At 41.5% G+C, this 13,280-nt stretch carries 9 protein-coding genes; 1 reads left to right on the forward strand and 8 read right to left on the reverse strand.

Features of this window, described 5'->3' with window-relative positions:
• Positions 1-130 precede the first annotated feature (130 nt).
• The 8 genes from K1F36_RS08440 to K1F36_RS08475 all read right to left on the reverse strand — a co-directional run bounded on the left by K1F36_RS08440 (position 131) and on the right by K1F36_RS08475 (position 11,262).
• Positions 131-988, reverse strand: coding sequence for an HAEPLYID family protein (locus tag K1F36_RS08440; RefSeq protein ID WP_417943946.1), 858 nt, complete (start codon positions 986-988; stop codon positions 131-133).
• Between the two features lie 80 nt (positions 989-1,068).
• Positions 1,069-1,455, reverse strand: coding sequence for a hypothetical protein (locus tag K1F36_RS08445; protein ID WP_220113426.1), 387 nt, complete (start codon positions 1,453-1,455; stop codon positions 1,069-1,071).
• A 9-nt stretch (positions 1,456-1,464) separates the two neighbouring features.
• Positions 1,465-2,661, reverse strand: coding sequence for an MFS transporter (locus K1F36_RS08450; RefSeq protein ID WP_220113427.1), 1,197 nt, complete (start codon positions 2,659-2,661; stop codon positions 1,465-1,467).
• A gap of 344 nt (positions 2,662-3,005) precedes the next feature.
• Positions 3,006-3,806 carry a hypothetical protein gene (locus K1F36_RS08455; RefSeq protein WP_220113428.1) on the reverse strand — a complete coding sequence of 267 codons (801 nt, stop codon included), beginning with the start codon at positions 3,804-3,806 and terminating at the stop codon, positions 3,006-3,008.
• Positions 3,807-3,829: 23 nt separating this feature from the next.
• Positions 3,830-5,545: a SusD/RagB family nutrient-binding outer membrane lipoprotein gene (locus K1F36_RS08460; protein ID WP_220113429.1), complete on the reverse strand. Its 1,716-nt coding sequence runs from the start codon at positions 5,543-5,545 to the stop codon at positions 3,830-3,832.
• 27 nt (positions 5,546-5,572) lie between these two features.
• Positions 5,573-8,815: a SusC/RagA family TonB-linked outer membrane protein gene (locus K1F36_RS08465; protein ID WP_220113430.1), complete on the reverse strand. Its 3,243-nt coding sequence runs from the start codon at positions 8,813-8,815 to the stop codon at positions 5,573-5,575.
• A 370-nt stretch (positions 8,816-9,185) separates the two neighbouring features.
• Entirely contained in the window at positions 9,186-9,668 is a 483-nt protein-coding gene (locus K1F36_RS08470) for a helix-turn-helix domain-containing protein (protein WP_220113431.1), read from the reverse strand.
• Between the two features lie 73 nt (positions 9,669-9,741).
• Complete coding sequence (locus tag K1F36_RS08475) at positions 9,742-11,262, reverse strand: helix-turn-helix domain-containing protein (protein ID WP_220113432.1); 1,521 nt, start codon at positions 11,260-11,262, stop codon at positions 9,742-9,744.
• A 400-nt stretch (positions 11,263-11,662) separates the two neighbouring features.
• On the opposite strand from K1F36_RS08475, the gene K1F36_RS08480 reads away from it, so the two are divergent.
• Positions 11,663-12,997: a tyrosine-type recombinase/integrase gene (locus K1F36_RS08480; RefSeq protein ID WP_220113433.1), complete on the forward strand. Its 1,335-nt coding sequence runs from the start codon at positions 11,663-11,665 to the stop codon at positions 12,995-12,997.
• Positions 12,998-13,280: the final 283 nt, after the last annotated feature.

Here is a 13,280-nt window from a genome sequence, read left to right on the forward strand (position 1 = left end):
CGATTTAATTAAGCATCAAAACATTTAAAGATAAAGGTAAGTACTATAATTAAAACTCGCTTTTTTATCTGTTTAGATAAAATCAAGGGGCTTATCATAAAAGCCCCTTGGTTTCTGTATGGATTATAAACTACTTATGTTTTGGTTCCCAAATAAGTCGCAAAAATGAACTGAAACGCTCATTCTCCCTGCTAATGGGAACTCCCGCGATAATGCCTATCATTAAATTATCAGCGATTCCGAGTCGCATTTGGGGGCGCATGGTCATATCAAAATCACTGCCCTCCCAGATTTTGTTGAACTCTACCCCAATAAAGTTCCGTGTACCGGGAATCATGTAGTGGAAACTAGTGTTAACATCGTAGGATGTATGTACTTCCCCGCTTTCGTATTCGTGACCTATCATAGGACCGGTATACACCAAGGAGTGGAAATTGTTGCCCCATCGTTTGGCAACCACTAAGAAAGGGTTGTATACATTTCCAGAAATCAAGGGCTTGCCAAAATTTCTGAAGTCCGATAGTTCGAACTCATTGATATATCCGATTGCCATCGAAGTGGCCAGTCGTTCATTTACAAAGAACGACCATTGAGTCGCTATTTTTATACTGTTCAATCTATTGGAAGGTGTTTCGACCCCGCCATTGTCCGCCAACGGAGAATAAAAGGTAAAGGGCAGCTCCACTTCAAGGCCCAACCTATCCATTGGGGCCCATTCGTACTCGATAAGAGCTTCGTAGGAATCAAAAGTGAGCTCGTCTGTCAGCCCCAATCCAAGGTTCCATTCCCGTTCCCCTTTTCGCGCACCCAGGTCACGTATCAGGTCAATATATAAGGGTTCTGCGTGCAGCACCTTGGCAGGTTGTTTTTTTTTCTCGATTTGATTTATGTAAAGACTGTCTTTTGCGGTATTACTAATTTGGGAATAAGCTATACTGGATGATGCCAATAGAACTATCGGCATCATATTTTTTATGATGTTTTTCATGTATTCTGATTTGTTTTATGTGAATGTTGAATTGCCCGGACCTTATGGTGAAAAGGGACGGGTTTGATTAAGAAAACAAATCATACTTCGGGAGGAGGGGTGTCCTTTTGGATGTATAGATGGGTCAAGAGAGAGTTCTTATCCGGAAATTTTTTCTTTTTACCCATCAAAATATGGTATCGGGAATAATCATGATTGGGTTGATGTACGGTAAGCTTAATTTTAAAACTGGAACCGCTATTATGGTCTTCTTTATCAGGGTCGTCGTATTCTTTAAATACATCCCCGTATCCTAGCACCTTTTCAACCAAAATCTCGATAATACTCTCTTGGTCGTTAACGGATAGGTCTTCGGGAACATGATCGGGATACCGGTCCGGCGAATCCACACTGATGTTCAATAGGTAAAGGCCCATCAAACTCCAGAATATCTTTAGAAAAGCGCTCTTTCGTAAAAGACCTATCATGCTGTAAAACTAAGACTCTTTTTTTCTTTTAGATAATTTATCCATGTAAAGAATCACAATACCTATAACACCACCGATACAGGCCAAAACTCCGCCAACAACACTAGCGTAATTGAATCCTAGTCCAAAAACCATGGGCAGACCGCCAAAATATGCGCCCGAGGCATTTCCCATATTAAAAGCGCTTTGGTTCATGGAAGACCCTAGTTTCTCTGCGCCCTTGGCAGCTCTTATGATGGCTATTTGGATGGGTGCCGAAATGGAAAAGGTAATAACGCCGACAATAAAGCTAAGTACGTATATGGCAATGTTGTTGCTTGCGAAAATGGAGTTCAGCAGAAGTATCATCGTCATGCTAAACATGCTTATGACCACGGATTTTACGGGATTGAAAGTTTCGACCATTCTCGCTCCCAAAAAATTCCCAAAAAACATCCCAAATCCTGCTACGATCATAACGTATCCAACGTTTGCTTCGGGAAGCTTGGTTACATTGATTACCAAAGGGGCAATGTAGCTGTACCAGGCAAAAAAGCCGCCGGTGCCCACAGTGGTCAAGGCAATCAAAGCCCATAGTTTTTTGTTTTTTAGGCCGGGTGAAGGGTTTTTAGAGTCGGAATCATCAGCTTCATCCAATCCTTCTTTTGGCATCCAAAAATAAAGGCTGCAAAAGGTGGCAATACCAGCAACTCCTACCAACATAAAAGAGTAGCTCCAATGCAGTTCTTGTCCAATATATGTGCCTAGCGGCACCCCTATAATATTGGCGACGGTCAAACCTGAAAACATTACGGCCATGGCCTGAGCAGCTTTGCCCGGTTTGGCCAAATAACCCGATACCACGGCACCAATACCAAAAAATGCACCGTGTGGCATACCGGAAAGAAAACGGAAAACCATCATTGTCCAATAATTGCCCGAAAAGGCCGACAATGTGTTGAAAATGGTAAACCAAACCATTAAGAAAAGCAAGGTTTTCTTTGGATTGAGGTTGTTGGTGATTCTTGCCATTACGGGCGCACCTATAACTACCCCAAGGGCATAGATGGCTATGAAATGTCCCGCTTTAGGAATGGAAATATCAAGAGAACCGGCAATATTGGGAAGAATTCCCATGATTACAAATTCTGTAAGGCCTATGCCGAAACCACCGATGGCGAGAGATAAAAGGGCTTTTTTATTGGTTGATCGTGAAGTCTTGTCCAAGCTTATTTTATTAAGTGGACAAAGGTAATTGGAATCACTTAATTCCTGAGCAAGGATATTGGCTTAATTCTATATTGAATTACCATTGAAATAAACAGCCTTGAAGTTTGGACTAATTCAAATACATTCAAAAAATGAAACAAATACTTTTGAATGGATATTTTGGGTTCAAGGCTGTTTTTAGGATATTAATTTTTACTGTTGCCAAATTATGGCAATGCCTGTGTTTTATCGGAAATCCTCAACAACAAGTACTCTTCCCGATTTATAAGAACCTTTTTATCAAAAAAAAAGACCCGCCCCCAAATGAAGCGAGTCTCTTTCTTGAACAAATATGTAAAAAATCAATTGATACATGGAGATGGATTCGGTCCAAAAGGGCCCAAAACCTCCCCGTCGGGTGTTTCAATAGTGTAAACATGTTCTTCCTCGAAGGCACCACTGGTATACGAAATCACTAAACTGCTGGTTCCCTCGGGTACATTTACATTAAAAGTGGCTGCATCACCAGCGGTAAATGTGTAGTCCGTGGTTGCCCCATCAATCTCGAACGTTACAAAGGCTCCGTCCCATCCGTCCCCATATAGGTCTTGCATCTCTATTACCCAGGTTCCTGGTACAGTAGTCCCTGAAACGGGAGAGCACTTAACAAGAATGATAAAGTTAAATGCTTGTAATTGTTCTGGCTGTCCTGTGAGGGTTGCGCTATAGTTGGCCACTGTGGTCACTGTTCCATCTGTTCCTGTGGATTCTCCCAAAAACCGGATGAAGTCGCCTCCAGAGATATCATCCACTGTTATGCCCAGTGCACTGGCAATGTCGGTATAAGGAATGGAAAGATCGCTTGGGAACTCTGTTATTGTTGCCAACGGCACGGTGTCGGAAGATACCCCGCCAGACTCCAAAGTTACACTCAAATCCCATGATGCGACATTGTCACTGGGGTCGTCAACGGTACCGGAGAAAGTGGAGTTGGCCAAGTCACCTTTGGCAACAATGGTTTCGTCCAGTTTTATCCTTACATAAGGTGCGGCCGAATCTTCCAGTTCAAACACGTTGAGTGGATTTTTGTCCTCGTCTTCACAGGCCGCTATTCCCAAAATCAGTAGTGATAGACCGAGTATATATTTAAAGTTACTTTTCATAAGTATTGTTTTTTAGAATTAAATCAATCAACAAATCCATCGAGGTTGGTGTCCCAGAACACGGGAGTACTTGGTGCACTTTTCTGTGTAATGTTCGTGTTGCTGTCCGCAGCTGTCTGTGAATACCACATAGACCTTAGGAATGGTCCTGGGTCGTTGGTGGTAAAGGCAGGTGTCAGGTTATCGGGTTGACCTGTTCTTCTATACGTATTGTATGCTTCAATTCCGTTGCACCATAAAGCAATAAAGTATTGCTCCACAATAATTCGAAGTTTGTCCGTATCATTACCGGCATCATATGCTGCCAATATTTCTGCAATATGGTTGTCGACGGCTGTTGAGGTCGGGACAAATCCTGTACCCTCTGCTAAAGAAGCCCCAAAGTCCATAACAGTGCCAATGGATTGTCGTATGCCTGTTTCCAGATAATCTCTTGCACTTCCGGTAGTGTTCAATGTCAATGAAGCTTCTGCTAACATGAAATAGGTATAGGAAGACATCAAAATAGGGGATATTCCCGCACCTACGAGCCCTTCGTTCACTGCTCCGGAACCGGATACATTCCTAAAAGAGTTGTCATCGAACGGTCCACCAACTGGGTAGGTTCCGTGCAGCGTTCTAAAGGCATCATCAGGTGGAATACCGTCATCATCTAAATGATTTCGTCCCCAATATCCACTTAAGCCATTGGTAGCGGGAACCAAACAGTAGGGTTCGGAGGGGTCCCACCATGCAGGTAGTGATATTTCGGTAACACATTCCTTGGTAACTACATCCGCACCAGAAAAGTCTTCTTGTTGTCTGTAGAAATAGTAGCGAATCCGTGGGTCAGGTTCACCATATTGGTTGGCCATCAAATTCATATAATAATTACAGGTGTAAAAGTCCGAACTTGGTCCCGCACCATCGTAGTTGGCATCAAAATAAGGGTGTCTACTATCTGGTGAAGCATTGTTGGTACCCCATTGAAAGAAAAAATCATCAGCAGGATCCAAAATCAGTTGGTTGCCTGCAATCAATTCATTGATGCGCGAAGTGGAAACGGATGCTCCAAAACCTTCGGCAGAGGCCAAACGGGTCTGAAGATATAGCTTCAAACGCATGGTGTTTGCCACTTTCTTCCATTGGTCTTCATTGGCATTGTAAAATAGGTCATCCGATGGGAGGGAGGTTTCATCCTTGTTCAGATTGGCAATGGCATCCACTAATAGTTGGTCTGCGGCTTGGTAAATGGAAGCTCCCGAGTCAACCGTTGGATTTAAGATTCCTTCGCCGCCCATTGCCGCTTCCGAGTAAGGTACATCACCGAAGAAGTCTACCATGGACATCATGATATATGCTTCCAGAATTTGGCCAATGGCGATATGCGTGAATTGACCTGCTTCTTCGGCCAAAGGATTCATGGTCCTAATGTCTATCAAGGCCCTGGCATACACATTGTCCCAAACCCTATCAAAATCTGAAGGATCGTAACTTTCACGATAGGTAGGGCCAAATCCATGCTGTATTCTTACAGGTTCCATTCCAAATTGACTTAGGCCATTTTCGGCACGACCTTCTTCGCCGGAATGAATCTGGGCGGTCATTAGTTGTATTTGATTCAAAAAGAAATCAACGCTCGCCTGCGACGGATTTAATGCATTGGGGCTCTCCACTACATCCAAGGTAGTGCTCTCGCAGCCCAGCATAACTGTCAGTGCAGCGATTATGAGACTTAGTATATTTGATATTTTTTTCATAATATTTCTGATTCTTGTTAGCTGCGATTAAAATGATGCTCTTACGGTAAGGCCATATCTTCTGGTGGACGGCCCAGTGAAGAAATCAATTCCTTGTCCATTACCAACACCTGTACTCGACGAATTGGTGTCGTATCGAACGTCATCGGGGAAATTCACCGCCTTGTACCAAAGGTTGGAACCGGATAGTGTTAGCGATAGGCTTCCGAAAGGGGTTTTTTCCAACATTTTCTTTGGAATGGAATATCCCAATGAAGCTTCCTGTAACCTGATAGTGGTGCCGTCAAATACGTTTACTTCGTTGATATCTCCCCCAAAAAAGGTGTTGAAGCCAAACTCGGTTGCTGTAATGGCCACGTTGTTCGGGCTTCCATCTGCAAAAACGCCTGGAAGGATATAATTGGACTCCCTATCAATCGGGTTGTCCGGGTCAACTACTCCACGACCTATCAGTCCAGCCGTTGTTACCGAATACACATCTCCACCATGACGATATTGCAAGTTGGCGGAAAGGGTGAAGTTCTTAAAGCTGATGGTCGGGATCATCGCAGTGGTCCAGTCTGGGTTTGGGTCACCAATTTCTGTGATGTTATTGTCCACTAAATATCTGCCGTTTGGCCCTACCACTTTGTTGCCGTTATCATCTCTTTGGATGGTACTGCCGAGCAATACCCCAAATGGTCTGCCTTCCACGGCGTAGTTTGCAGCTTCACCGGCCACAGCGAAGGTCAACAAAATGTTGTTGGTTCCCTCAGCCAGGTCGGTCACCGTGGTTTCACTGGCGGTAAAGTTTCCTGCAAGGTTAAAACCGATACCTGCTTCGCTTTCCCTGAGAATGGTAAGGTCGTAATCGGCTTCTATACCTTTGGTTTCTACTTCACCAATGTTTACAAAAGTGGAGCGGAAACCTGTTGAGCTATCCAATGTACGGTTGGTAATCAGGTCTGTTGTGGATTTTTGATACAAGCTGACATTAAAGTTCAACCTATTAAAAAGTCGGGTATCCAAACCTACTTCCAGTTCCTGGACTCTTTCTGGGGATAAATCACGGTTACCGAGCACATCCGAAACAGTATTTCCTGAAACTACGTTGCCGTTGAGGTCCACAAATGTTCTAGAATTCAAGGTGAGTACATCCCTAGTGTTAAATGGAGTCGGGAAGCCTGCGGAGGAACCGTAGCCGACCCTAAGTTTTGCATAGTTGAGCACATCTCCCTGCAATGCAGGAAATGCTGTGGTAGGAATAAAGGATAAACTGGCTCCCGGGTAAAACAAAGAGTTGTTTTCTCTTTCCAATGTGGACGACCAGTCGTTTCTTCCTACTACGTTGAGGTACAATAAATCTTTATAGGATATGGTCGCATCCAAATAAATACCTACTAGGTTTTCCTCAAAGTTTTGATTCAGGTCGGTCCCAGAAAAGGAGTTTATGGATGATGGAGTCGTAAAGTTATAGTGTTCTAGCACTCCAAAAACCAATTGTCCTTGGCTTTCGATACCGTCCTGTGCATAGGTGTCCCTACGACTATTGGCACCCAACGTGGCGGTAAGGTTTAAATCTTCGGAAAGATTTTTCTCTGCACTAAGAATCAAATCGTGGTTCCAAATGGAATTTCTTACAGATGAAGTTCTTAGAATTCCCAATGTAGGTCCATCTACACCGCCTCTGTTCTGCCCGTACGAGTTTAATTCGGTATACGTATCCAGACCTACCCGGTATGTCAGGTTCATCCAGTCGTTCAAGGCATAGCTCATAGAAACGTTTCCGGTAAATCGGTCGGTTTCTTGACTGGTCTTTGAGTTGGCAACGGTCCAGTATGGGTTTTGAATATCGTTACCTGATCTATAATATAAGCTTCGGCCATCCGCTGCTTGGAATGGGAGATTGGTCAAATCGATGTTTCTCGGCGTGTAGAGTACGTCACCAAATATGGCGGAACCGTTAAAAGCGGCACCGCTACCTGTACTCACGGCATTTGGCGGTGACTTGTAGCCTGTTCTGGCAAAATTGAAGACCCCGGACACGGTAAAGTTGTTGGATAGTACCGCATTTCCTCCTAAACTGAAGTTGTTACGTAGCAACTTGTTGCCAGGGGTTACCCCGATATCTTCCGTACGGCCATAATTCGCATTGAAATTTACCTTTTCGGAACCACCACGAACATTTACTGATGTACTGTACACATATCCCGTTCTGAAGAATTCTTCAACTCCATTATAAGGTTGGTAAGGATATTCAACCCCCAATAAGTCTTCGTAACCGGCAATTAAGGTTGGGTCAGCGATATAGTTGAACGGGTGTCGCGTCAATGCCACTCCGTTTGGACCAGTTCTTATGTATTGGGCTGCTGTGGCAATACCATCATCATCCGTACGGTCAAAACGCGGTCCCCAGTTACTAAAGAAGAATCCAAATCCTTGATGGAATCCACTACCATAGTTATTTTGAAACTTTGGAAGCACGGCATTGGACATAAATACGGATTGTGTAACGGAAACTTCTGTTTTGGAAGGAGCATCTCCGGAGGCAGAACCTTTTGTAGTGATAAGTATTACCCCATTTCTACCTCGGTTACCATAGAGTACCGTTGCACTCAACCCTTTCAATACGCTTACACTTTCAATATTGTTCGGGTCCAGGTCCAGAAATCGGCTGGATTCCGTATTTCCATCTAAAAAGTTGGTCTGGGTATTGGTTCCAGAATCAAAAGGAATTCCATCAACAATAAACAAGGGTTGATTGGACTGTGTTGCCGAAGAATAGCCCCTAATTATTATGTTGGTTCCAGAACCGGACATACCGTTGTTGGAGGTGATGTTTACCCCAGCAACTTTACCATTGAGCACCCGAGCTACATCTGCTTCGGGCCGAGATTCAACCTTGTCGGATTCCACAGTGGTTACCGAATATCCCAAGGAACGCTTTTCCCGGACTATACCTTGTGCGGTGACCACTACTTCTTCCAGTTGCGATGCGTCTTCCTCCATTTGAACGTTCAAAACGCTTGCTGCACCTACGCTTCTCTCAAGTGTTCGTTGTCCTAAATAGGAGAATACAAGGACATCTCCTTCGTTGGCTTCAATGACGTAGTTGCCATCAAAATCGGACTGAGTTCCCTTAACGGTGCCTTTCACAACAATGTTGACACCTGGTAAGGGTACCCCGTCTTGGTCGGTGACCGTACCGGTAACCGCTTTTTCTTGAGCGTGGGCAAATGCAATGGATAAGCAAATAGCCAGTAGCGCTCCAAACAGTTTCTTTACTTTCATACGAATAAAGTTTTGTTAGTAATTTGAAATGAGTTAGTGCAACTGAGAAAGGTGGACGGCGCTAGGAAATTGATAGCTAATTCAAATAATACTTCTGGGAAGTGAACAAAACTCAATGGATTTTGTCTTTTAGAAGTAGAGCCTCTCACCGCCCTACCTTTACAATTGCACAACAAATCAACTTATAAGTGTGTAGGTGAGGGTACTTTTTAAACGGCTAGAACCTCAAAAAAATGGACGCCCTTGGGGAAGGACTGTTTTTAACAACTTATGATGTGTTTTATAACAATTTGGTAATGAAGTATTAAAAAACCTCTTGGTGTTCCAAGAGGTTTTGTGGGAATAGCTCTAAACGATTTAGAGTCCGCTACTATGCCATCTGCATTTCGTGTTGCCTATCGAAACCGGTGTTTACTGCAGTTCGGTAATCGTTGGGGCTATACCCGGTGGTTTTCTTAAAGGCACTGTAAAAGCTGTTTTTGCTGTTAAAACCAACTTCATACATAATTGCCTTTACACTGAGAGAGGGATTTTCGACCAATAGGTCTTTAGCTTCTTCTATTCTATATTCGTTCAGAAACGAATAGAAATTCTTGGAGAAGAAGGTGTTGATGACCTGTGAAACCTTATACCTATTTTCCTTAATATGATCAGAAAGATCATCGAGGCAAAGGGTATTGTTCCGGTAGATCTTGTTTTCATCAAAGGCATTTTTGATTTTCCTTCGAATCAAAACAGCTTCCTCCTCGGTTAATCCGGACTTTTTATACTTTTCATGACTGTCCGTTGGGTCCAAAGTCCGTTCATGGCCCCCAACATACTTCACAACGAATTGTTTTAGTAGTTGTCTCATTGATTGATGATTTTTGATTGATGACTACTAGTTAACCAGAAAACCAATGTTTTTAGGTGTTCCCGATAAGATTTTACCCTTGTTTTAGGGCATTGAGGTATTCGCTGGGAGTGAGTTGGGTATCTTTCTTAAAAGCTTTATTGAAAGAGACTTTGTTGTTGTAGCCGACCTCGTAGGCAACATCAATAATGTTCAGTTCATTTTCTTGAGCAAGCAGTTCCTTTGCTTCTTGAATACGATGGGAATTTACAAATTCACGAAAGCTCATATTAAAGTGTTCATTGATGAGTTGCGAAGCATTGTGGCGTGTAGTGTCCAATTTTTCGGCGACCATATCCAAATTGATATTACTTTTCCTGTACAATTTTTCATTGCGGAACAGGTCGCTCAACTGCTGTTTCAGTTCTTGTGATAAACTATCCGTTAGCCCGGACTTTACATATTTAGGAAAAAGAGGGTTGGTATAGGCATATCGTCCACTGAACACATCGGGCTGAACATTGGCGGCATATCCCACATATAATACCATGGTGCTTAAAAGAACAATGGGTGCATGATAAAGGATTCCGCTGTTGTTCCCGGTAATAATGTACGCACCATATATAAGGTAGACTGCAACATAGCTAACATGTATCAAATAAATATTCCTTTGCCAAGTCCTCGTCTTTTTGCTCAGTTCGGATGTATTCTTGCTCAAGATCAAGTGCACAAAAAAAGCATATATCCCCAAGGATAAGGATTTGAGTGCAACCATCAGCACTAGTTTAGTTGAATCCCCTGGATTTAAACCTTCTTCCAGCCTCTGTAACATTTGATTGACTTTTTCTATCCCGGAAAACCCATAAATTGTGAATATGAGATAAATAGTCAGAATTACTGTCGGCAGAAAGTGCCACAAATCCGTTCTATCCAAATCCGATGATTTTGACACCCTTTTAAAATATAGAAAAAGCAAGGGCCCATATAAAAAGGAGCACCAGGTCGACATCAAATAGGTGTGGGGAAATACGAACACATAATTGGTCTGGTTGACGCATATATTCAAAATGAAAAGGGAATGGATAAATACAAATGTGGCAATAAGATTTCTAGCCTGTTTATCAATTTTTTTATTGATGATCAGCATGAACGTTACGTAGAACCCAATAAGTGACACAAAAAAGTAAAATATGGACCACGTATTTATTTTTGGCAAAACAGTGCCTGACAATTTTTGAAACTCCTGGTTGTCTCGAATTCCGTCAAAATCCTCGTGCAATAAAAAAGTGGGCTGAAAATCGATTTTGAAATAATCGTATATATATCCAATAGATTCTTCTGGTTTATTCAATGCAGCCTGACTAAGGGCCAACTTTTTCAAAATGTGTATTTTATCCTCTTGATTGGTAACATCAAGATTCTTTTGATATAAAGGAACGGCCTCTTCAAATCGGTGAATATTGAAATAATAGTCTGCCCAATCCAATGAGTCTTTGAAGGTTTCTGCTGTGGGTACAGGAAAACCACCATAACCGCTGTTTACGATAAGGCCGTAGGCAAACGTGAGGTTTAGCCATAGAAACAGTAAGACAATATAGTTAGTAGATTGTCTCATTTTGATTGATGATGAATTAGTATTAACAATTTATGAAAATACCGTGTTAAAAACGTTAACAAACTATTAAAGTAGGTAAGCCCCGATAAAAGTTTACTCTTGAAACACCTGTAAGGACGTAGGTTTTGGAAGATTGCATAAAAAAAGCCGAGGAAAATTTTCCTCGGCTTTTTTTATTTCTAGTAGCGGGGACTGGACTCGAACCAGCGACCTTCGGGTTATGAGCTTGATAAAACATCAACCAACAAATATCTAAACTATTGAAAATTAATTGATTATGATTTTTTAAATGTTAAATGAAACCAAATGAATCCATTTAATATCAATTTATTCTGTACCTATTCTGTACCCCTTTTTTTGTTTAAAATTGTACTTTTATTAAGGATTAAAAAGAAGAATTATGGCCAGCATTAAGATTGTTCGACGGAGAAATAAGGAAAGAAAGGACGGTTCAGCACCACTTGCATTGCGGATAAGTGATAATTATAGAACAAGTTACCGATTTTTGGGCCAATACATTCTTGAAAAAGATTGGGATAAGACAGTTAACAGGGTCAAAAAATCACACCCCAATCATAAAAAGTTGAACAACTTTCTGATGAAAAAGTTAATTGAGGCCAACGATATTTATTTTGATTTGAAGGAAGAAAGCCTAACTCCAAAGCAGGCCAAGCAAAAGTTGAAGGGAGTAGAGGGGGTAAAACCATTTTTTGTGCTAGCGGCTGAACGTATAAAGGATAAATATGATAGGGGAACCATATCTGTTGCCAAGGCAGAGATGTCAATTCTTTTTAATATTGATGAATTTTTACATCTTAAACGTTCGTTGAATAAGGATGACATCATAGAGGGCATTAAAAGCCGAAGGAAGAAACGTATCAGTGCTGGACGCAAATCGAAAACCGACTTTTATGATTCAGTGAATTATTTCAAAAACAGGTCATCACTTAGATTTATAGACATCAATGAGCGTTTTATTGAAAAGTTCAAGGATTTTTGTGCTATTTATCTGGAACATAAAGAACGAACCATAACCAATCAACTTATCTTTATCCGTACGTTGTTCAATGTGGCTATCAAAGACGGGATTGTTCCATCCAAATATTACCCCTTTGCAGGTGATAAGGAAAAAATAAGGATTGGTTCAGGGCATAAAATCGGTCTAACTATCGAAGAAGTTCAAAGCATTGAGCAATTAGAGTTGGACTATGGAACTTCTATTTGGCACACCCGGAACTTATGGTTAACGGCTTTCTATTTTGCTGGCATACGTATTTCGGATATTGTACAGATAAAGTGGAGCGATTTCAAAGACAATCGTCTCTTCTATGTAATGAACAAAAACTCTAAACCGGTGAGCTTAAAAATCCCGGATAAAGCACAGGTCATTTTGGATTTATATACGAATGACAAAGAGCTGAATAATGGCTATATTTTTCCCTTTCTAAAGGATGTAAATCCCAAGGACATGAAAGATGTTTTTGTAAAAACAAGAAACGCCACAAAACTATGTAATAAATATCTCAGACGAATCGCTGAGCTCTGTGATATAGATAAACCTCTTTCCAATCATATTGCACGCCATAGTTTTGGGAATATTGCGGGTGACAAGATTCATCCCTTGATGCTACAAAAACTCTATCGTCATAGCGATTTAAAAACTACTTTGAACTATCAAGCAAATTTTATCCATAAGGAGGCGGACGAAGCTTTGGACAGTGTGATAAATTTTTAGTATCCAGGCCAAAGTTGGGAGCTCGATTTTGTACCCCTTTTTGCCGTTGGGGAAAAATGGGCTTTTTGCATAGTTCGATTAGATGGATGATGAATTACAGGAAAAAATAAAATTATAGGCCTAAAATTTGATGATTTGATGACAGATTGATCTTAGCCCAGTGTTTATAAGAGATTAAGCTGTCATCACTTTGTCATCATTCTGTCATCAAAATAAAAAATGATGACAGGAACAATGAGGAAAAAATGATGAAACGATGACAAAATGATGACGCAGGAACAAT

It is taken from the genome of Flagellimonas abyssi (assembly GCF_019457905.1).
Classification (GTDB): Bacteria; Bacteroidota; Bacteroidia; order Flavobacteriales; family Flavobacteriaceae; genus Flagellimonas; species Flagellimonas abyssi.

Coding starts and splice junctions, on each gene's coding strand:
- K1F36_RS08440 (WP_417943946.1), bottom strand. CDS start 988: ATGAAAAACATCATAAAAAATATGATGCCGATAGTTCTATTGGCATCA.
- K1F36_RS08455 (WP_220113428.1), bottom strand. CDS start 3,806: ATGAAAAGTAACTTTAAATATATACTCGGTCTATCACTACTGATTTTG.
- K1F36_RS08475 (WP_220113432.1), bottom strand. CDS start 11,262: ATGAGACAATCTACTAACTATATTGTCTTACTGTTTCTATGGCTAAAC.
- K1F36_RS08480 (WP_220113433.1), top strand. CDS start 11,663: ATGGCCAGCATTAAGATTGTTCGACGGAGAAATAAGGAAAGAAAGGAC.
- K1F36_RS08465 (WP_220113430.1), bottom strand. CDS start 8,815: ATGAAAGTAAAGAAACTGTTTGGAGCGCTACTGGCTATTTGCTTATCC.
- K1F36_RS08445 (WP_220113426.1), bottom strand. CDS start 1,455: ATGATAGGTCTTTTACGAAAGAGCGCTTTTCTAAAGATATTCTGGAGT.
- K1F36_RS08460 (WP_220113429.1), bottom strand. CDS start 5,545: ATGAAAAAAATATCAAATATACTAAGTCTCATAATCGCTGCACTGACA.
- K1F36_RS08470 (WP_220113431.1), bottom strand. CDS start 9,668: ATGAGACAACTACTAAAACAATTCGTTGTGAAGTATGTTGGGGGCCAT.